This window comes from Curtobacterium sp. MCSS17_008 (genome assembly GCF_003234185.1).
Lineage (GTDB): Bacteria > Actinomycetota > Actinomycetes > Actinomycetales > Microbacteriaceae > Curtobacterium.
Genome location: NZ_QKSM01000001.1, coordinates 274,570 through 293,874, shown reverse-complemented (window position 1 = coordinate 293,874; position 19,305 = coordinate 274,570). Strand labels below are relative to the sequence as shown.

Genomic DNA, 19,305 nt, shown 5'->3' with positions numbered 1-19,305 from the left:
GGTCGTGACGGGCCTCCAGACCGCCGCATCGGAGCGCGCATGTCCAGCACCGCAGCCCTGTCCACCTCCCCCGCGCTCGCACTGGCCGTCGACCTCGGCGGGACCAAGGTCGAAGCGGCCCTCGTCACCGACCAGGGCGTCGTCGTGCCGGGCAGTCGGCACCGCAGCCCCACCGGACCGCAGCGTTCCTCGGACGAGCTGCAGGCAGCCGTCGACGAGGTCGTCACCGCGACGCTCGCGGCCCTGCCCGCCGACGCGACCCTGGTCGGCGTCGGCGTGGGTGCCGCCGGGCCGGTGGACGAGGAGCACGGACTCGTCTCCCCGCTGAACATGCCCGTCTGGCGCGGGTACCCGCTCCGCGACCGGGTCGCCGCCCTCGTACCGGACGGGGTGCCGGTGACCCTCCGCATGGACGGTCTCGCGATCACCCTCGCCGAGCACTGGGTCGGCGCGGCCCAGGGCTCCGACCACGTGATGGGCATGATCGTCTCCACCGGCGTCGGTGGCGGACTCATCCTGCACGGGCGGACGGTGAGTGGACCGACCGGCAACGCCGGACACATCGGTCACGTCGAGTGTGGTGGCTTCGACGACCCCTGTGCCTGCGGAGGGACCGGCTGCCTCGAGGCGATCGCGAGCGGACCGAAGACCGTCGCGTGGGCACAGCGTCAGGGCTTCGCCGGCACGACGGGCGAGGAGCTCTCGGCCGCCTACGCCGCGGGCGACGACGTCGCCGTGGCCGCCGTGCGCCGCAGCGGCCGGGCGCTCGGCCAGGCCATCGCGGCAGCCACGAGCCTGGTCGACCTCGAGGTCGTGGCCATCGGCGGTGGGTTCTCGCACGTCACGCCGGACCTGTTCGAGTTCGCCCGCGAGGCTGTCGCCGAGCGCGTCGAGTTCGGCTTCGTGACGAAGGTGCGGATCGTGCCGACCGGGTTGTCGCAGGACGGCCCGCTCATCGGCGCCGCGGCGCTCGTGCACCGCGCCGAGGTCCTGCGCTGACCCGCGGCGACCAGGCGCCACCGACCTGCTGTCCACAGGGCCGACGTGGGCGCCGCCCTCGTCGGGCAGGATGAGCGGGTGCCGACGCCCCGCCTGCTGACGAGCGACGACTGGCCGGAAGCGGAACTGCGTGCCGCGGTGCTGGCCGGGGAGCTCGTTCCCGTCGGGCGCTGCTGGGCGTCCCCGGCCGAGCCGCAGGTCCCCGCGCTCCGAGCCGCCGCGCACGCCTGGCGGCTCTCCGACCCGCGGCTGGTCGCCAGCGGACGGTCTGCGGCGTGGATCTGGGGCGCGACCTCGCGTCCGCCCGCCGCCGACGAGGTGAGCATCCCGCCCAACGTCCGTGTCCGTGTCGACGCGGACGTCCGGCTGCGCGAGGTGCGACTCGACCCGCACGACGTCGTGCTGCTCCACGGGATCAGGGTCACGACACCGCTGCGCACCGCGGTCGACCTGCTGCGGGCTCCCGGTGCGTTCGACACGGGCGCCCTGGACGCCCTCCGCGGTCTGCTCGCGATCGGTGCCGTCGCCGAGCAGGACCTCCGGCGACGTGTCGACGCCCTCGGGACGATACCCATGGCACGTCAGGCGGCGCGACGACTCCAGCGGGCGACGGCCTGACCAAGCGCCACCCGCGGATCCGCCCGTTCAGCCGGCGCTGACGCGGTAGACGTCGTACACGGCGTCGATCCGACGCACCGCGTTGAGGACGCGGTCGAGGTGGGTCGTGTCGCCCATCTCGAACACGAAGCGGCTCAGTGCCAGGCGGTCCGACGACGTCGACACCGTCGCCGACAGGATGTTCACGTGGTGGTCGGTGAGCACCCGGGTCACGTCGCTCAGCAGGCCGGAGCGGTCGAGCGCCTCGATCTGGATCTGCACCAGGAACACCGACTTCGACGACGGGGCCCACTCGACCTCGATCATCCGGTCGGGCTCGTTCATCAGCGACTTCACGTTTGTGCACGACGCCTGGTGCACCGACACGCCCTGACCGCGGGTGATGAAGCCCACGATCTGGTCGCCGGGCACCGGGGTGCAGCACTTCGCGAGCTTCACCAGGATGTCGGGCGCTCCGCGGACGAGCACGCCGCTGTCGCTGTTGCGCAGCTGGCGGCTCGTCACCTGGCGGGGGAAGGCGAGCTCCGGCTCGTCCGTCTCGGTCTCGGCCTGGACGTTGCCGAGGACCTTCTCGATCACGGACTGGGTGGACACGTGGCCCTCGCCGACCGCCGCGTACAGGGCGGAGACGTCGTCGTAGCGCATCGAGGAGGCGACCTCGGCGATCGAGTCCTGGCTCATGATCCGCTGCAGCGGCAGGTTCTGCTTGCGCATCGCCCGGGCGATCGCGTCACGGCCCTGCTCGATCGCCTCTTCGCGGCGCTCCTTGGTGAACCACTGCTTGATCTTGTTGCGGGCACGGGGGCTCCGCACGAACGTCAGCCAGTCCTGGCTCGGGCCGGAGTCGGGGTTCTTCGAGGTGAAGATCTCGACGACGTCGCCGCTGGACAGGGCGCTCTCGAGCGGCACGAGCCGACCGTTCACCTTCGCACCCATCGTCCGGTGCCCGATCTCGGTGTGCACCGCGTACGCGAAGTCCACCGGGGTGGCGCCGGCGGGCAGGCCGATGACCTTGCCCTGCGGGGTGAAGACGTAGGTCTCCTTCGCACCGATCTCGTAGCGGAGCGAGTCGAGGAACTCCCCCGGATCGCTGGTCTCGGCCTGCCAGTCGGTGATGTGGGCGAGCCACGCCATGTCCTGGTCGCTCGTCGACGAGCTGTCGACGTCACGGCCCTGCGCGCGCTGCTTGTACTTCCAGTGGGCCGCGACACCGAACTCGGCGCGCTGGTGCATCTCGTGCGTGCGGATCTGGATCTCGACGGCACGGCCCTGGGGCCCGAGCACGGTGGTGTGCAGCGACTGGTACAGGTTGAACTTCGGCGTCGCGATGTAGTCCTTGAAGCGCCCGGGCAGCGGTGTCCACCGCGCGTGGACGGACCCGAGCATGGCGTAGCAGTCACGCACGGTGGGCACGAGCACCCGGATGCCGACCAGGTCGTAGATCTCGTCGAACTCACGCCCTCGAACGATCATCTTCTGGTAGATCGAGTAGTACTGCTTCGGCCGACCCATGACCTCGCCACGGATCTTGGACGACTTCAGGTCCTTCTTGAGCGTCCCGATGACGTTCTGCACGAACTGCTCGCGCTTCGGCTGACGCTCCTTGACCAGGCTGTCGATCTCGACGTAGAGCTTCGGGTGCAGGACCGCGAACGACAGGTCCTCGAGCTCGAGCTTGATCATCTGGATGCCGAGCCGGTGCGCCAGCGGCGCGTAGATCTCGAGGGTCTCCTTGGCCTTGCGCGTGGCGGAGGCAGACTCGACGAAGCCCCAGGTGCGGGCGTTGTGCAGGCGGTCGGCCAGCTTGATGACGAGGACGCGGATGTCCTTCGACATCGCGATGACCATCTTGCGGACGGTCTCGGCCTGCGCGCTGTCGCCGTACTTGACCTTGTCGAGCTTCGTGACGCCGTCGACGAGCATCGCGATCTCGTCGCCGAAGTCGGCGCGGAGCTCGTCGAGCTGGTAGTCGGTGTCCTCGACGGTGTCGTGCAGCAGGGCCGCGGCGATCGTGATGGTGCCGATGCCGAGGTCGGCCAGGATCTGCGCGACCGCGACGGGGTGCGTGATGTACGGTTCGCCGGACTTCCGCTTCTGCCCGTCGTGCGCGCGCTCGGCCACCGAGTACGCGCGCTCGATCAGCGTGACGTCCGCCTTCGGGTGGTGCGAGCGCACCGTACGGATGAGCGTGTCGACGGCTCCGGCTGGCTGCGCACGCGAGAAGAGACGCGGGAGCAGTGAGCGCAGGGATCCCAGATTGCCGGTGGTCGTCGCGTTCAGCGGGCTGGAGGGCCGTGGTGCGGAACCGGGACGGGTCGCGCCGGGCGCCGGGGCGCCCTGGGGCGAGGACTCACGGGTGTCCGTCATGATGCGCCTCCTGCGACCGGTGTCCGGGTACGGTCTGGCAAGCCTACGCGTGTCCGGTCAGTGCTCGTGACGCGGTTCGCCCTGGGCGTCGCCGCCCTGCTCCCCGGCACGCACGACGGGCTGACCGGCCTGCTCCCAGGCGACCATCCCGCCGGTGAGGTTCACCGCGGGGACGCCGGACTGCTCGAGGGCAGCGACCACCCGGGCCGACCGCGCACCGGAGTGGCAGACGACGATCGCGGGCTGGTCGCCGCCGTCGATCTCCTGCCACCGGGCGACGAGTTCGGACATCGGCACGAGGGTCGCCTCGGGCGCGTGCACCTCGTCCCACTCCCCCTGCTCCCGCACGTCGAACAGGCGGGCGCCGCCGTCGAGGCGACGACGGGCCTCGGCCACGTCGACGTCGTGCACCTCGACCGCCATCAGGCGACCTCGGCCGCGGCGTCGACCTCGCGCTGGCGCTTCTCGGCGGCGCGGGTCTTCTTGGCGTCGGACTCCTTGACCTTCGGTTCGTTCTCCCGCAGGTGCGCGTACATCGGCGAGGCGATGAAGATCGTGGAGTACGTGCCGACGATGATGCCGATGAACAGCGCCAGCGAGATGTCCCGCAGGGTGCCGGCACCGAGCACGTACGACCCGATGAACAGGATCGCCGCGACCGGCAGCAGCGCCACCACCGAGGTGTTGATCGAACGGACGAGGGTCTGGTTCACGGCGAGGTTGACCGATTGCACGAAGGTACGGTGCGACTCCTGCGAGGTGTTCTCGCGCACCTTGTCGAAGACCACCACGGTGTCGTAGAGCGAGTAGCCGAGGATCGTCAGGAAGCCGATGACCGCGGCGGGCGTGACCTCGAGACCGACAATGCCGTAGACACCCGCGGTGATGAGCAGGTCGTGCAGCAGCGCCACCATGGCGGACACCGACATCTTCCAGGTGCGGAAGTACACGGCCATGACGACCGCGGCGAGGGCGAGGAAGATGATCAGGCCACGGATCGCCTGCGCGAGGACGTCGGCACCCCACGTGGCACCGATGTACGTCGAGGCGACCTGGTCCTCGGACACGCCGTAGGCCTCGGCCAGCGCGTCCTGCACCTCGGTGGTCTCGCGGTCGGTGAGCTGCTCGGTCTGGACGCGGATGCCGTCCTGCCCGACCTGCGAGACGCGCGGGATGCCCTCGGGGACGATCGACTCGACGGTGCGGGTCGCGATCGACTGGTCGAGGTCCTTCGCGTCCGAGATGGTGAACTCGGAGCCGCCGGTGAACTCGATGCCGAGGTGGTAGCCGCCGCGGAGCCACGGCACCGCGAGCGACACGACGATCGCGATCAGCGCGATGAGGTACCAGGTCTTGCGGCGCCCGACGATGTCGTACGAACGCTTCCCCGTGTAGAGGTCACTCCCGAACTGGCTGAAGCTGGCCATCAGTCGTCCTTCCCGTCCGGCGTGGAGCCGTTCTCGCCGGAGACCTGCTGGGCCTTCCGCTCTGCGATCGTCTGGCGGCGCTGGGCCTCGCCCGCACTGCGCTGGCGCTTGCCGTCCACCACCGGAGCGCGGAACTGCGCGCGGCCGCGGTAGACCGCGCCGAGCGCGGATGGGTCGAGTCCACTGAACCGGTGCCCCTCACCGAAGAAGCGGCTGCGGGCGATGAGCTGCATCATCGGGTGCGTGAAGAGCACGACCACGACGACGTCGATCAGGGTCGTGAGGAGCAGCGTGAACGCGAACCCCTTCACGTCGCTGACGGCGAGGATGTACAGGACCACCGCGGCGAGGAAGTTGATCGAGTCGGACGCCAGGATCGTGCGGAGCGCGCGCTTCCAGCCGGACTCCACCGCACTCTCGAGCCCGCGTCCGTCACGGAGCTCGTCGCGGATGCGCTCGAAGTACACGATGAAGGAGTCCGCCGTGATCCCGATCGCGACGATGAGGCCGGCCACACCCGCGAGCGACAGGCGGTAGTCGACGCGCCACGACATGATCGCGATGACGAGGTAGGTGAGCGCCGCTGCGACGCCGAGCGAGAGCACGGTGACGAATGCCAGCGCCCGGTACTGGATCACCGAGTAGACGACCACCAGGATGAGGCCGATCAGGCCGGCGACCAGGCCGCCCACGAGTTGCGCGGTGCCCAGCGTCGCGGAGATGTTCTCGTTCGACTGCACCTGGAAGTTGATCGGCAGCGCACCGTACTTCAGCTGGTCCGCGAGGGTCTTCGACGACTCGGCGGTGAAGTTGCCGGTGATCTGCGCCTTGCCGTTCGTGATCGCGGCGTTCGACGCGGGTGCCGTGATGACCGTGCCGTCGAGGACGATCGCGAACTGGTTCTGCGGCGGCTGGAGCTTGACCAGGCGGCTCGTGACGTCGCGGAAGTCGTCCGCGCTCGCGCCCCTGAAGGTGAGGTTGACGGCCCACTGGCCGGTCGTCGCACCCTGCGAGTCGGTGGCGAGACCGGACGTCGCGTTGCTGATGCCGTCACCGGAGACCTCGACCGGACCGAGGATGTACTTCGCGGCGCCGTCCTGGTCACAGGTGACGAGCGGCTCGTCGTCCGGAGCGGCGGTCACGTCGCCGGGGGCCGCGCAGTCGTAGTTGTCGTACAGGTCCTGCAGCGCGGGGGTCACCTGCGCGAGGTCGCTGCCGTTCGTCGGCTCCGAACTGGGCGTGGCCTCGAGGGATGCCGGCGGCGAGTACGGCGTCGGCGACGCGGAGGCCGAACCGGAGCCGCCGACCGCGGAGTTCGTCGCGGCCTCGGTGTAGAGCACCGGGCGGAAGGTCAGCTTCGCCGCTGCCTCGATCCGGTCGATCGTCGCCTGGTCCGGCTTGCCCGGGATGGACACGACGATGTTGTTCGTGCCCTGGGTGTTGATCTGCGATTCGGAGACGCCCGTGGCGTTGATGCGCTGGCGGATGATGTTCACCGCCTGGTCGAGCTGCTGCGAGGTGACGGAGCCGCCCTCGGTGTTCTGCGCCGCCAGGGTCAGCTGCGTACCGCCCTGCAGGTCGAGCGCCAGCTCGGGTACCCAGCTCGCGCCGGCGAACCACGCGTCGCCGTCGTCCTTGCTGTTGGCCGCGAGCACCGACGCAGCGGTGTTCAGGCCGGCCAGGGCCGCCATGATGATCACCAACCAGGTGAGCGAGCGCAGCGCCTTCTTGACGGGTGTCGATCGTGCCACCGGTCGTCTCGTCTTTCTGTTCGGCACCGACGGCTACGCGGCCGGCGGCGGAGGTGTGGCCGCCGGGTCCCCTGACCCGGCGGCCGGGGGCGTCAGTCTTCGGTCTTGCGCTTCGCGGCGTCGGACTCGGTGGGCTCGATGCGCTCACCGAACTCCGGGTCCGTGCGACGGTCGTCCGCTCCGAGGTCGAGGACGGGCTTCTCCGCGGCGGCGTCGTCGGCCACGACGGTGGTCTCGACGTCGGACGCGTTGTCGTCGACCACGCGCGAGAGCGTCTGGCGGTGCACGGTGACTACGGTGCCCGGGGCGATCTCGACGTCGGCGGTGACCTTCTCGTCGTCGACGGAGAGCAGGGTGCCGTACAGCCCGAACGAGAGCATGACGCGGGCGCCCGGGACCATCTTCGTCTGCAGCTGCTCCTGCTGCTTCTTGCGCTTGCGGCTGCTGTAGAACATGAAGGCGGCGAACGCGACGATGATGACGATGAGGAAGAGTGATTGGTCCATGGGGCGTTGCCTTCTCTGGTTGCTCGGATCCAGCCGGAGCGGTCGTTGCTCGGCTTCGGGCCGTAGCAGTCTAGGGCACGGGTGTGTCCGGGTCCGGGCAGCTGCCTGAGTGTGCCCGAGCGACGCGTCAGTGGCTCCGCAGCCCTGGCGGGTCAGAATACTGCATACGAGTTCAATCGTCGAACAGACCGGGTTGAGCGCCGGTGCCCTCCCCCGGCGTCAGCCCGAAGTGTCGCCAGGCCTGCGGGGTCGTGATCCGGCCGCGGGGCGTGCGGGTGACGAGTCCGACGCGCACGAGGAACGGCTCGACGACCGACTCGATGGTCTCGGACTCCTCGCCGACGGACACCGCGAGGGTGTTCAGACCGACCGGCCCGCCGTCGAACCGCGTCAGCATCGTCTCGACGACGGCGCGGTCGAGCCGGTCGAGTCCGAGCTCGTCGACGTCGTACAGGTCGAGAGCGCCCTGCACCGCGGTCATGCCGTCCGTGGTGCGGTGCACGAGGGCGTAGTCCCGCACTCGTCGCAACAGGCGGTTCGCGATCCGCGGGGTGCCCCGGGAACGCCCGGCGATCTCCCGGAGTGCCGAGCGGTCGATCGACAGCTCGAGCAGGTGGGCCGCACGGATGAGGACCTGCTCGAGCTCGTCCTTCTCGTAGAACTCGAGGTGGGCCGTGAACCCGAAGCGGTCGCGCAGGGGGTTGGGCAGGAGTCCGGCGCGGGTGGTCGCCCCGACCAGGGTGAACGGCGCGAGGTCGAGCGGGATGCTCGTCGCGCCGGCGCCCTTGCCGACCATGACGTCGATGCGGAAGTCCTCCATGGCGAGGTAGAGCATCTCCTCCGCCGAACGCGCCATGCGGTGGATCTCGTCGATGAACAGGACCTCGCCCGGCACGAGGGACGAGAGCACCGCCGCGAGGTCGCCGGCGTGCTGGATCGCCGGGCCGCTCGACATGCGCAGCGGTCGGCCCGACTCGTGCGCGACGATCATCGCGAGGGTCGTCTTGCCGAGTCCGGGCGGGCCGGCCATCAGGATGTGGTCGGGCGTCCGCTCCTGCAGCGCCGCGGCCTTGAGGAGCAGGTCGAGCTGACCGCGCACCTTGCGCTGCCCGACGAACTCGTCGAGCGACTTCGGCCGCAGGGCACCCTCGAACGCGAGCTCCTCCTGTGACTCGGCGCCGGCGGAGGTGATGCCGCTCACCGGCCGGCCCCCGCGGGACGCAGCGTGCCGAGCGCGGCACGGAGCAGCGCCTGCGTGCCCATGGCCGCAGCGGCCGGGTCGTCCGCGACGACGGCGTCGACGGCGGACTGAGCCGCGTCCTCCCGCCAGCCGAGCCCGACCAGCGCCGAGACGACGTCGACGGCGGCCGGGTGCGTGGCAGCGGTGCCACTCGCGACACCCGTCGGGGCCTGCTCGAACGCGACCAGCTTGCCCGACAGCGCGACGGTGATGAGCTTCGCCGTCTTCGGGCCGATCCCCGACACCTTGCGGAAGGCCGCGTCGTCCTCGCTCGCGACGGCGTTCGCGATCTGCGCCGGGTCCATGTGCGCCAACACGCCGAGCGCGGACTTCGGGCCGACCCCGGACACGCTGCGGAGCAGGTCGAACACCTGCAGCGCCTCGTTCGACTCGAACCCGAAGAGCAGGTGCTCGTCCTCGCGCACGATCATCGCCGTCCGCAGGAACACCTCGGCCCCGTGACGCATCGTCAGCGCGTGTGCGGGCGTGACCGTCACGGCGTAGCCCACTCCCCCGACCTCGACCACGACGGCCGATCCGGCGACGTCGATGCAGGTGCCCCGGAGACTCGCGATCATGCTCACGAGCCTAGGGCCGCCCACCGACGAAGCCGGACCGCCGCGCGGCGGCGGCCTCGGCACGGGCGAGCGGGGTGTCCGCCGCGCCGGCCTGCGCGTCGCGCCAGGCGCGCTGCGCGGGGGTGAGCGTCGACGGGCCCGGGCCGACCCGGTCGGGTGAACCGAGCCTCCAGGCATGACACACGGCCAACGCGAGCGCGTCCGCGGCGTCGGCGGGCTTCGGGGCCTCGTCGAGACCGAGCACGCGGGCGATCATCGTCTGCACCTGGCGCTTGTCGGCGTTGCCGTAGCCGGTGACGGCGGCCTTCACCTCGGACGGGGTGTGGAGGCCGACGGGCAGGCCCCGGGCCGCCGCCGCGTGCAGGGCGAGACCCGAGGCCTGCGCCGTCCCCATCACCGTGCGGACGTTCGCCTGGGCGAAGACGCGCTCGACGGCGACGGCGTCCGGGCGGTGCTCGTCGATCTCGGCCTCGATGCCCTGCGCGATGCGCAGCAGGCGTTGCTCGAGGGCCATGTCCGCCGGTGTGCGCACCACCGTCACGTGCACGAGCCGGGCACGCCGGTTCGGTGCGACCTCGACCACGCCGACGCCGCACCGGGTGAGCCCGGGGTCGACCCCGAGCACCCGGAGCATCGGACTAGTCCTCGTCCTCGTCGAGCTCGGCCTGGACGTCCGCGGGGATGTCGAAGTTGGCGTAGACGTTCTGCACGTCGTCGCTGTCCTCGAGCGCGTCGATCAGCTTGAAGACCTTGCGGGCGGTCTCCGCGTCGACCGGGACCTTCACGCCGGGCACGAACTCGGCGTCGGCCGAGTCGTAGTCGATGCCGGCTTCCTGCAGCGCCGTCCGGGCCGCGACGAGGTCGGTCGCCTCGGTGATGACCTCGAAGCCGCCGCCCTGGTCGATGACGTCCTCGACACCGGCGTCGAGGACGGCGCCCATGACGGTGTCCTCGTCGAGACCGTCGACCTTCGTCACCGAGATGACCCCCTTGCGGGAGAAGTTGTAGGCGACGCTGCCCGGGTCGGCCATCGTGCCGCCGTTGCGGGACATCGCCGTCCGGACCTCGGCCGCCGCGCGGTTCTTGTTGTCCGTGAGGCACTCGACGAGCATCGCCACACCGTTCGGGCCGTAGCCCTCGTACATGATGGTGGTGTACTCGATCGACTCACCGGTCAGCCCGGCGCCGCGCTTGATCGCGCGGTCGATGTTGTCGTTCGGCACCGAGGTCTTCTTGGCCTTCTGCACGGCGTCCACGAGCGTGGGGTTGCCGGAGAGGTCGGCGCCGCCCATCTTCGCGGCGACCTCGATGTTCTTGATGAGCTTGGCGAACGACTTGGCACGGCGCTGGTCGATGACCGCCTTCTTGTGCTTGGTCGTTGCCCACTTGGAATGCCCGGACACGGTGCTCCTTGCGTCTAGCGGAAGATCCGGTCCAGCTTACCGGGCCGGGCCCCTGCGGGGCGTTCCCGGCGCGCCAACGGCCCGCGCGGTGGCTGTTCCGTCGACGGCGTCGCCTACGATCGGGAGGACGGACCAGCAGGGGGAAGCATGACCGATCCGCTCGCGGCGCTCGCAGCCGCTGTCGAGGTACTGCCCGACGACGTCGGACTCCGGCTGCGGTACGCGGAGCTGCTCGTCGAGGCCGGACGCCCCACCGACGCCATCGAGCAGGCGGCGGTGGTCCTGCGGACCGACCCGGCGCACGCGGCGGCGCAGGCCGTCGTCCGTCGTGCCGCCGCATCGGCGACCGACGGCGGCGCCGTCGGGTCCGTCCCTCCCGGGGGTACGGACGAGGTGGGGGGTTCGACGGCCGAGACCGGGTCGGGGCCGGTCCGTGACCCGAGCGGCTCGGGGTCCGTGTCGGACCAGACGGGGTCGGCGCAGGACGGTGTCGACTGGCACGCGTTGGAGCGTGAGCTCGCCGACGACACACCACCGCCCTTCGTCGCCGAGGAGGGCACCCGGACCGTCGACGCCGCGGACCAGGTCGTCCCCGCGTCCGAGATCCACCGTGAGACGACGACGCTCGCCGACGTCGGGGGCCTGGATGCCGTCAAACGCCGGATCGACGAGTCGTTCCTGCAGCCCATGGCGCACCCCGAGGTCGCACGGGCGTTCGGCAAGACGCTCCGTGGCGGACTGTTGCTCTACGGGCCCCCCGGTTGCGGGAAGACGTTCATCGCGCGTGCGATCGCCGGCGAGCTCGGGGCGCACTTCCTGACGGTCAGCCTCAGCGACGTCCTCGACCGGTTCCTCGGCGAGAGCGAGAAGAACATCCACCGGGTGTTCGAACAGGCGCGCGCCGCAGCCCCGGCCGTCCTGTTCTTCGACGAGATGGACGCCATCGGCGGAAAGCGCAGCGCCGGGCAGTGGTCCTCGTTCCGGACCGTGGTCAACCAGCTGCTCGTCGAGATGGACGGGATCGACGCGCAGAACGACGGTCTCTACGTGCTCGCTGCGACGAACCACCCGTGGGACGTCGACGCGGCCCTGAAGCGCCCCGGGCGGTTCGACCGGATGGTGTTCGTCGGGCCACCGGACGACGAGGCGCGCGAAGCGGTGCTGCGCGTGCACCTGCGGAAGCGTCCGATCGAGGGCATCGACCTCGGCGCCCTCGTGCGCAGGACCCGTGGGTTCTCCGGCGCCGACCTGCAGCACCTCGTCACGACCGCGGCGGAGAAGGCCATGGCCGACTCGATCCGCGCGGGCGCGGTCCGTCCGATCCGGATGCCGGACCTCCGGGACGCCCTGCGCGAGGTCAAGCCCTCGATCGGTGCCTGGACCCAGGCCGCGCGCAACGTCGCCGAGTTCGCGAACACCAGCGGAGAGTACGACGAACTCGCGGAGTGGTTGCGGACCGAGAAACCCCGGGCGTGAACGACGACGTCGCACGGAGGATCGAGCGCGCCCGGGCGCTGCTGGACTTCCGCCGGCCGGACGACGCACGGACCGAACTCCGACGTGCCCTCGCGGACGCCCCTGACGACCCACGGCTCTGGGGAGAACTGACACGCGTCGAGCGCATCCGGGAGGACCACGTCGCCGCGGTGGACGCCGGACACCGAGCGCTGGCGCTCGACCCCGACCAGGTCAGCGCGATCGACATGCTCGTCACGTCGTGCGGTGCGACCGGCCGGGACGCCGAGGCGAAGCGACACGCCGACCGGCTCGTCGAGCTCCGGCCGGAGTGGGGCCGCGCCCACCTGCAGTGGGCGTTCGCCCACACGTGGTGGTCGGCGCTCGAACGGCGGGCCCAGCAACTCCACGACTGGCCGTACGCGGACGACGACCGGGCGCGGAAGGCGCTCGAGCGAGCTGTCGAGCTCGCTCCGGACCAGCCCGACCTGCTCGCTGACGCAGCCCGCTGTGCTGCCCGACTCGGACGGCCGGACGAGTCGCAGCGGTGGATCACCGCGGCACTCGAGCTCGCGCCCACCGACGAGCGGGTGCTCGTGACGTCAGCCGAACTGGGCGACGAGCGGACCGCCGTCGAACGCTCGCTCAGGGTGCTCGCCGCGGAGCCCACGTCGGCGGGAGCGGCGGAACAGCTCGACAGGGTGCTCTGGCGACGGATCGGTGCACCGGTGCTGTTCGTGCTCGTCGTCGCGTCCGCCACCGTGCTGGGCATCGAGGCGCACGCCGCCATGCCGAACGCCGGGACCGTCGTACTCGGCTGGGTCGTGACGGCTGCCGCGGTGTTGTCGTACACCGCCACCGTGGTGCAGAGCGTGCGGTTCTACCCAGCGTCCGTGTGGCGTCGCGTCCTGCGTGCCGACCCGCACGTCGCCGTGGCCGTCGGCCTCGCATCGGTGGGCATGGCCCACAGCGTCGTCACCGCGGTCACCGTGCTGGTGGGTGGGGGTGGTGACGCCGGCGCGGCCGCCGGGACGGTCGCGGCGGTCGCGCTGGTCCAGGCCCTGGCGGTCGCCGTGCTCGCGGTCACCCGAGCCGCGGTCGACGTCCGGGCGGATCGCTTCCCCGACACACCTGTGGGCCGACAGCGGGTGCGGGCCCGGGACCCGTGGGGGAAGCTCGCGTTCCTCGCCGGCTGTGCGGCGCTCGTCCTGTGGCTCGCCCAGGCGTTGGTGGGCACCGAGGCGACCGAGGCAGCCGGTCGGGTGCTGCCGTGGGCCTGGGCCATCGTGCTGTTCGCCTGCTCGTGCGCCAGTGAGGTCCTGCGTCGCAGGCAGCACCGCTCCCCCGTGCTCCTGGTGCTGTGGGCGACCCTCGGTACCGGTGCTGCGGTACCGGCCGCGATCGCCCTGCTCGGGCAGTTCACCGCGTCGTGAGGTGACGCGGCATCGCAGCACGGAGCTCCGCCCGGCTCCGGAGGCGTCACCGATCGGGACGACCGGCGGGACCTCAGGCGGAGCGGACGAGGTCGAGGAAGCGACGGTGGAAACGGTCCTCGCCGGCGACCTCGGGGTGGAACGCGCTCGCGATGACGTTGTCCTGCTGCACGGCCACCACCTGCCCATCGGTCAGGGCACCGAGCACCTGCACGCCCGCGCCGTGCTCCTCGACCACCGGAGCACGGATGAACACCGCGTGCACCGGGGCCTCGCCGAGCGCCGGCATCGGGATGTCGGTCTCGAAGGAGTCGTTCTGGCTGCCGAACGCGTTCCGACGCACGGTGGTGTCGAGCACGTCCAGCGTCTGCTGCCCCGGTATCCCGGCGGCGATGCGGGAGGACAGCATGATCATCCCCGCGCAGGTGCCGTAGGTCGGCAACCCACCACGGATGGCGTCGGTCAGCGGCTCGGCGACGCCGAAGGCGCGGGAGAGCTTGTCCATCACGCTCGACTCGCCGCCGGGGATCACGACGCCGTCGAGGGCGCTGATCTCCTCCGGCCGGCGGAGCGGCACGACGTCGGCACCGAGCTCCGTCAACGAGGCGATGTGCTCACGGAAGTCACCCTGCAGGGCGAGGACCCCGATGCGGGGTCGGGCGCTCACCATCCGCGCTCGGCGAGGCGGTGCGGCGCGGGGACGTCGGCGACGTTGATGCCGACCATGGCCTCGCCCAGACCGCGGGACACCTCGGCGATGACCTTCGGGTCGTCGTGGAACGTGGTGGCCTTGACGATCGCGGCGGCGCGCTTGGCCGGGTCGCCCGACTTGAAGATGCCGGACCCGACGAACACGCCGTCCGCACCGAGCTGCATCATCATCGCGGCGTCGGCCGGGGTGGCGACACCGCCGGCGGTGAAGAGCACGACCGGGAGCTTGCCGGTCTGTGCGACCTCCTTCACGACGTCGAACGGGGCCTGCAGTTCCTTCGCGGCGACGTAGAGCTCGTCCTCCTTGAGGTGGCGCAGCGCTGCGATCTCCTTCGAGATGGTGCGGATGTGCTTGGTGGCCTCGGACACGTCGCCCGTTCCGGCCTCGCCCTTGGAGCGGATCATCGCCGCACCCTCGGTGATGCGACGGAGCGCCTCACCCAGGTTGGTCGCGCCGCACACGAACGGCGTGGTGAAGTTCCACTTGTCGATGTGGTTGACGTAGTCGGCGGGCGAGAGCACCTCGGACTCGTCGATGTAGTCGACGCCGAGCTCCTGCAGCACCTGGGCCTCGACGAAGTGCCCGATGCGGGCCTTCGCCATGACGGGGATCGACACCGCGGCGATGATCTCCTCGATCATCGACGGGTCGGACATGCGGGCGACGCCGCCCTGCGCCCGGATGTCGGCCGGGACGCGCTCGAGGGCCATGACGGCGGTCGCGCCGGCCTCCTCCGCGATGCGGGCCTGCTCCGCGTCGATGACGTCCATGATGACGCCACCCTTGAGCATCTCCGCGAGGCCGCGCTTGACGCGGTCGGAGCCGGTGATCGAGGTGCCGTTGGTGCCCGAGGTGCTGGTGCTGTCGCTCATGATGCCGACAGTCTAGTCCGCAGTGGGCCAGCCTTCGGCGACGAGTCGGCGGGTGTCACCGAGCAGCTGGGACATCGACTTGGTGCGGGCGATGATCGGGAAGAAGTTCGCGTCGGACTGCCACCGCGGCACGATGTGCTGGTGCAGGTGGGCGGCGACGCCTGCGCCGGCGACCTCGCCCTGGTTCATGCCGATGTTGAAGCCGTCGCAGTGCGACACCTGGCGGAGGACCCGCATCGCGGTCTGCGTGAGCTCGGCCATCTCGGCGGTCTCCTCGGGCGTCGCCTCGTCGTAGAGCGGGACGTGCCGGTAGGGGCAGACGAGCAGGTGCCCGTTGTTGTACGGGTACAGGTTGAGCAGCACGTAGGCGTGCTCGCCCCGGGCGACGATGAGGGCGTCCTCGTCGGACATCCGGGGCGCCTCGCAGAACGGACAGTCGTCCTTGTGGCCGCGCCCGTCGCCCTCGCGCCCGGCGTCGATGTACGCCATCCGGTGCGGGTTCCAGAGCCGCTGGAACGCATCGGGCACCGCGGCACCGGTCGCGGCGTCGCGGATCACCAGCGGGTCCTCGGCGGAACCCGTACCGGCCGAGCCCGCGCCGGCCGGACCCGCGCCGACGGGCCCCGGGCCGGCCCCGTCGACGACGTGACCGGTCCCGGGGACGTGCTCGGTGCCTCCCGTTCGGTCCATCAGACCTGCGCGCGGTCGCGGATGGCGGTGAGGATGCGCTCGACCGCCTCGTCGACGGGCACGCCGTTGTCCTGGCGGCCGTCGCGGAAGCGGAACGAGACGGCACCGGCGTCGCGGTCGTCACCACCGGCGATGAGCTGGAACGGCACCTTCGCCTTGGTGTGCGTGCGGATCTTCTTCTGCATGCGGTCGTCGGAGTGGTCGACCTCGGCGCGCACGCCGTGTGCCCTCAGCTTCGCCACGACCTCGTCGAGGTAGTCGCCGTACTCGGCCGCGACCGGGATCGCGACGACCTGCACCGGGGACAGCCACGCCGGGAACGCACCCGCGTAGTGCTCCGTCAGCACGCCGAAGAAGCGCTCGATCGAGCCGAACAGGGCGCGGTGGATCATCACCGGACGCTGGCGGGAGCCGTCGGGCGCCGTGTACTCGAGCTCGAAGCGCTCGGGCAGGTTGAAGTCGAGCTGCACGGTCGACATCTGCCACGTGCGGCCGATCGCGTCGCGGGCCTGCACGGAGATCTTCGGGCCGTAGAACGCCGCGCCGGCGGGGTCCGGGACGAGCTCGAGCCCGGACTCCTCGGCGACCTCGCGCAGGGTGTTCGTCGCGACCTCCCAGACCTCGTCGTCGCCGACGTACTTCTCCGGGTCCTTCGTCGAGAGCTCGAGGTAGAAGTCGTCGAGGCCGTAGTCGCGGAGCAGCGAGAGCACGAACTGGAGCGTCGTGGTGAGCTCCTCCTTCATCTTCTCCTGGGTGGTGAAGATGTGGGCGTCGTCCTGCGTCATGCCGCGCACGCGGGTCAGGCCGTGGATCACGCCGGACTTCTCGTTGCGGTACACGGTGCCGAATTCGAACATCCGCAGCGGCAGGTCGCGGTAGGAGCGGGCCTGCGAGCGGTACGCCAGGATGTGCATCGGGCAGTTCATCGGCTTGAGGTAGTAGTCCGCGCCCTGCCGCGTGACGTTGCCGTCCTCGTCGCGTGCCTCGTCCATGTGCATGGCCGGGAACATGCCGTCCTTGTACCAGCCGAGGTGTCCCGACTGCTCGAACAGGTCGCCCTTGGTGATGTGCGGCGTGTAGACGAAGGAGTAGCCCTCCTGCTCGTGCCGACGGCGCGAGTAGTCCTCCATCTCGCGGCGGATGATGCCGCCCTTCGGGTGGAAGATCGCCAGCCCCGAGCCGATCTCGTCCGGGAACGAGAACAGGTCGAGCTCGGCACCGAGCTTGCGGTGGTCGCGCTTCGCCGCCTCCTCGAGACGCAGCTGGTACGCCTTGAGCTGGTCCTTGTCCGGCCACGCGGTGCCGTAGACGCGCTGCAGCTGGGGGTTCTTCTCCGAGCCACGCCAGTACGCGGCCGCCACGCGCATGAGCTTCGAGGCGTTGCCGATGATCCGGGTGTGCGGCAGGTGCGGGCCGCGGCAGAGGTCCTGCCAGACGACCTCGCCGGTTTTCGGGTCGACGTTCTCGTACACCGTCAGTTCGCCCGCGCCGACCTCGATGCTCTCACCGGCGTCGCCGGCCTCCGCTGCGCCCTTGAGGCCGATGAGTTCCTGCTTGTACGGCTCCCCCGCCATGCGCTCGCGGGCTTCCTCGTCGGTCACGACGACGCGGCGGAAGCGCTGGGCCTGCCGGATGATCCGGTCCATGCCCTTCTCGATCGCCTTGAGGTCCTCTGGAGTGAAGGGCTCGGCGACGTCGAAGTCGTAGTAGTAGCCGTCGGTGACGGGCGGGCCGATGCCGAGCTTGGCGTCGGGGTTGATCTGCTGCACGGCCTGCGCGAGCACGTGCGCGGCGGAGTGGCGCAGGATGTCGAGGCCGTCCTGCTCCTGCAGCGTCACGGCCTCGGCGGTCTCCCCTGCCTGCACGTCCGCGGCGAGGTCCTTGAGGACGCCGTCGACGCGGATGGCGACGACACCGCGCTCGCCGTCGAAGAGCTCGGTGCCCGTCGTGGCCGTCGTCGCGGTGCGGGGCTCGGGTGCCTGGGGCAGGTCTGCGGGCTCGGGTGCGACTGCGTCGGTCACGATCGTGGTGCTCCTCGGTTCGTTCAGGGGTGGGTCAAGACTAGTGCGCGGCCGCGGCGGTTCAGGCGGGGACGCGGCCGAGCGTGGTCACGGGCAGGCGCGGCTCGAGGCGCTCCCGGCCGGCGAGCCCGTCGAGCTCGAGCAGCGAGGCGAACCCGATGGCCTCGTACCCGGCGCGCTCGAGCAGCGTGATCGTCGCTGCAGCGGTGCCGCCGGTGGCGAGGACGTCGTCGACCACGAGCACCCGCGTGCCCTGGGGCAGCTGGCCAGGGCGGAGCTCGAGCTCCGCCTCGCCGTACTCCAGCGCGTACTGCTCGCTGAGGACCTCGCCGGGGAGCTTGCCGGCCTTGCGGACGGTCAGCACGCCGACCTGGTGCTGCGCCGCGATGCCGCCGGCCAGGGCGAACCCGCGGGCCTCGATGCCGGCGACGGCCTGGAACCCGGCGCCGATCGCGAACGGCGCGGCGAGGGCTTCACACACACGGCCGAACGCCACCGGGTCGGAGAAGACCGGGGTCACGTCGCGGAACAGGATGCCCGGCTTCGGGAAGTCCGGGACGATGGCGGTCAGGCGTTCGACGAGTGCAGCTGCGGTTTCGGTCACCGCACAACGGTACGGGAGGCGCGACGTGCGTGTGCGCGCCGGCCCGGCCCACACGGGCGAGCGGGCGCGCGGCCCGGGGAGTGGTGTGCCAGAGCGACAGTCCCCCGCCGGATCCTTCGGCGGAGGACTGTCGCTCTCGCGGAGTGGTCGCGCATGCGGCGTGCGGCGCAGCGCAGTGCAGCGGCGTCAGCGCCACATGCGCATCGCGGCGGTCTGCACGAGCAGGGCGAGTTCGCGCTCGCGCCGTTCGCGCTCGAGCCGTTGCCGGGTCGCGTGGTCCACGGAGGGCCGGACGTGGCGTGTCCGACGGCTCCAGATGATCAGCGACATGCCGATCCGGAGGGCGATGCGGTCGGCGAGCGTGACCCGGCGGCGCACCGCGCGGGTATCGGGGGGACGGACGTCGATGTCGTTCGACACGGTGGTGCCTTTCGGGAGTGCCCGGTCGTGGGCATGACGGAGTACCCGCATCACCCGACGCGGAATGCATCGGAACGGGTCCGGGAAACGACCACGGAATGCGGGCGAGAATGGTCGCAGGGCGCGCAGGAATGCATGCGGCTGCATTGTCGGGGTGACCGGTTCCGGCCACCGCGTGGAGTCGTCGCGGGAGACGTCCGCCGCTCGCG

General features: G+C 70.9%; 19 protein-coding genes. 4 read left to right on the top strand and 15 right to left on the bottom strand.

Going from position 1 to position 19,305, the window contains the following annotated elements:
- Positions 1-39: 39 nt before the first annotated feature.
- Both DEJ23_RS01370 and DEJ23_RS01365 read left to right on the top strand, forming a co-directional pair.
- On the top strand, positions 40-999 hold the full coding sequence (locus DEJ23_RS01370; protein WP_111238472.1) for an ROK family protein: 960 nt from the start codon (positions 40-42) through the stop codon (positions 997-999).
- Between the two features lie 78 nt (positions 1,000-1,077).
- On the top strand, positions 1,078-1,617 hold the full coding sequence (locus DEJ23_RS01365; protein WP_181429060.1) for a type IV toxin-antitoxin system AbiEi family antitoxin: 540 nt from the start codon (positions 1,078-1,080) through the stop codon (positions 1,615-1,617).
- 27 nt (positions 1,618-1,644) lie between these two features.
- Here DEJ23_RS01365 and DEJ23_RS01360 read toward each other — a convergent pair whose 3' ends face one another.
- The 9 genes from DEJ23_RS01360 to DEJ23_RS01320 all read right to left on the bottom strand — a co-directional run bounded on the left by DEJ23_RS01360 (position 1,645) and on the right by DEJ23_RS01320 (position 10,889).
- Positions 1,645-3,984, bottom strand: coding sequence for a bifunctional (p)ppGpp synthetase/guanosine-3',5'-bis(diphosphate) 3'-pyrophosphohydrolase (locus DEJ23_RS01360; RefSeq protein ID WP_258375200.1), 2,340 nt, complete (start codon positions 3,982-3,984; stop codon positions 1,645-1,647).
- 57 nt (positions 3,985-4,041) lie between these two features.
- On the bottom strand, positions 4,042-4,407 hold the full coding sequence (locus DEJ23_RS01355; protein WP_111238470.1) for a rhodanese-like domain-containing protein: 366 nt from the start codon (positions 4,405-4,407) through the stop codon (positions 4,042-4,044).
- The gene (gene secF / locus DEJ23_RS01350; protein WP_111238469.1) at positions 4,407-5,411 is read right to left on the bottom strand and encodes a protein translocase subunit SecF; all 1,005 of its coding nucleotides are present in this window, start codon (positions 5,409-5,411) and stop codon (positions 4,407-4,409) included. Before secF ends, DEJ23_RS01355 begins: the two co-directional genes overlap by 1 nt.
- Complete coding sequence (gene secD / locus DEJ23_RS01345) at positions 5,411-7,162, bottom strand: protein translocase subunit SecD (RefSeq protein WP_111238468.1); 1,752 nt, start codon at positions 7,160-7,162, stop codon at positions 5,411-5,413. The genes secF and secD overlap by 1 nt, the downstream gene beginning before the upstream one ends.
- Positions 7,163-7,254: 92 nt before the next feature.
- Positions 7,255-7,668 (bottom strand): preprotein translocase subunit YajC, encoded by a 414-nt coding sequence (yajC, locus tag DEJ23_RS01340; RefSeq protein WP_111238467.1) that lies wholly within the window; start codon positions 7,666-7,668, stop codon positions 7,255-7,257.
- 172 nt (positions 7,669-7,840) lie between these two features.
- Complete coding sequence (gene ruvB / locus DEJ23_RS01335; protein ID WP_111238466.1) at positions 7,841-8,869, bottom strand: Holliday junction branch migration DNA helicase RuvB; 1,029 nt, start codon at positions 8,867-8,869, stop codon at positions 7,841-7,843.
- Positions 8,866-9,486 carry a Holliday junction branch migration protein RuvA gene (gene ruvA, locus DEJ23_RS01330; RefSeq protein ID WP_111238465.1) on the bottom strand — a complete coding sequence of 207 codons (621 nt, stop codon included), beginning with the start codon at positions 9,484-9,486 and terminating at the stop codon, positions 8,866-8,868. Before ruvA ends, ruvB begins: the two co-directional genes overlap by 4 nt.
- A 10-nt stretch (positions 9,487-9,496) precedes the next feature.
- Positions 9,497-10,120: a crossover junction endodeoxyribonuclease RuvC gene (gene ruvC, locus DEJ23_RS01325; RefSeq protein WP_111238464.1), complete on the bottom strand. Its 624-nt coding sequence runs from the start codon at positions 10,118-10,120 to the stop codon at positions 9,497-9,499.
- Positions 10,121-10,124: 4 nt separating this feature from the next.
- Positions 10,125-10,889 (bottom strand): YebC/PmpR family DNA-binding transcriptional regulator, encoded by a 765-nt coding sequence (locus tag DEJ23_RS01320; protein WP_111238463.1) that lies wholly within the window; start codon positions 10,887-10,889, stop codon positions 10,125-10,127.
- Between the two features lie 147 nt (positions 10,890-11,036).
- Between DEJ23_RS01320 and DEJ23_RS01315 the strand changes: the two genes are divergently transcribed.
- Positions 11,037-12,365 (top strand): 26S protease regulatory subunit, encoded by a 1,329-nt coding sequence (locus DEJ23_RS01315; protein WP_111238462.1) that lies wholly within the window; start codon positions 11,037-11,039, stop codon positions 12,363-12,365.
- Complete coding sequence (locus tag DEJ23_RS01310; RefSeq protein ID WP_181429059.1) at positions 12,362-13,777, top strand: tetratricopeptide repeat protein; 1,416 nt, start codon at positions 12,362-12,364, stop codon at positions 13,775-13,777. The genes DEJ23_RS01315 and DEJ23_RS01310 overlap by 4 nt, the downstream gene beginning before the upstream one ends.
- A 73-nt stretch (positions 13,778-13,850) precedes the next feature.
- Here the strand turns inward: DEJ23_RS01310 and pdxT are convergent, their stop codons facing one another.
- The 6 genes from pdxT to DEJ23_RS01280 all read right to left on the bottom strand — a co-directional run bounded on the left by pdxT (position 13,851) and on the right by DEJ23_RS01280 (position 19,096).
- Positions 13,851-14,447: a pyridoxal 5'-phosphate synthase glutaminase subunit PdxT gene (gene pdxT / locus DEJ23_RS01305; protein ID WP_111238460.1), complete on the bottom strand. Its 597-nt coding sequence runs from the start codon at positions 14,445-14,447 to the stop codon at positions 13,851-13,853.
- Complete coding sequence (pdxS, locus tag DEJ23_RS01300; protein ID WP_111238459.1) at positions 14,441-15,361, bottom strand: pyridoxal 5'-phosphate synthase lyase subunit PdxS; 921 nt, start codon at positions 15,359-15,361, stop codon at positions 14,441-14,443. Before pdxS ends, pdxT begins: the two co-directional genes overlap by 7 nt.
- A gap of 12 nt (positions 15,362-15,373) precedes the next feature.
- Entirely contained in the window at positions 15,374-16,051 is a 678-nt protein-coding gene (locus DEJ23_RS01295; RefSeq protein WP_111238458.1) for an HIT domain-containing protein, read from the bottom strand.
- A complete protein-coding gene (thrS, locus tag DEJ23_RS01290) occupies positions 16,051-18,039 on the bottom strand; it encodes a threonine--tRNA ligase (RefSeq protein WP_111238717.1) in 1,989 nt (662 codons plus the stop codon). The genes DEJ23_RS01295 and thrS overlap by 1 nt, the downstream gene beginning before the upstream one ends.
- A 94-nt stretch (positions 18,040-18,133) precedes the next feature.
- Positions 18,134-18,676 carry an adenine phosphoribosyltransferase gene (locus DEJ23_RS01285; protein ID WP_111238457.1) on the bottom strand — a complete coding sequence of 181 codons (543 nt, stop codon included), beginning with the start codon at positions 18,674-18,676 and terminating at the stop codon, positions 18,134-18,136.
- A 186-nt stretch (positions 18,677-18,862) separates the two neighbouring features.
- Entirely contained in the window at positions 18,863-19,096 is a 234-nt protein-coding gene (locus DEJ23_RS01280) for a hypothetical protein (protein WP_111238456.1), read from the bottom strand.
- Between the last annotated feature and the right edge of the window lie 209 nt (positions 19,097-19,305).

What these genes read in the sequence shown, in the direction of transcription:
- ruvC (WP_111238464.1), bottom strand. Translation starts at nt 10,120, where the DNA reads ATGCTCCGGGTGCTCGGGGTCGACCCCGGGCTCACCCGGTGCGGCGTC.
- yajC (WP_111238467.1), bottom strand. Translation starts at nt 7,668, where the DNA reads ATGGACCAATCACTCTTCCTCATCGTCATCATCGTCGCGTTCGCCGCC.
- DEJ23_RS01295 (WP_111238458.1), bottom strand. Translation starts at nt 16,051, where the DNA reads ATGGACCGAACGGGAGGCACCGAGCACGTCCCCGGGACCGGTCACGTC.
- pdxS (WP_111238459.1), bottom strand. Translation starts at nt 15,361, where the DNA reads ATGAGCGACAGCACCAGCACCTCGGGCACCAACGGCACCTCGATCACC.
- DEJ23_RS01370 (WP_111238472.1), top strand. Translation starts at nt 40, where the DNA reads ATGTCCAGCACCGCAGCCCTGTCCACCTCCCCCGCGCTCGCACTGGCC.
- DEJ23_RS01360 (WP_258375200.1), bottom strand. Translation starts at nt 3,984, where the DNA reads ATGACGGACACCCGTGAGTCCTCGCCCCAGGGCGCCCCGGCGCCCGGC.
- secF (WP_111238469.1), bottom strand. Translation starts at nt 5,411, where the DNA reads ATGGCCAGCTTCAGCCAGTTCGGGAGTGACCTCTACACGGGGAAGCGT.
- DEJ23_RS01315 (WP_111238462.1), top strand. Translation starts at nt 11,037, where the DNA reads ATGACCGATCCGCTCGCGGCGCTCGCAGCCGCTGTCGAGGTACTGCCC.
- DEJ23_RS01355 (WP_111238470.1), bottom strand. Translation starts at nt 4,407, where the DNA reads ATGGCGGTCGAGGTGCACGACGTCGACGTGGCCGAGGCCCGTCGTCGC.
- pdxT (WP_111238460.1), bottom strand. Translation starts at nt 14,447, where the DNA reads ATGGTGAGCGCCCGACCCCGCATCGGGGTCCTCGCCCTGCAGGGTGAC.
- ruvA (WP_111238465.1), bottom strand. Translation starts at nt 9,486, where the DNA reads ATGATCGCGAGTCTCCGGGGCACCTGCATCGACGTCGCCGGATCGGCC.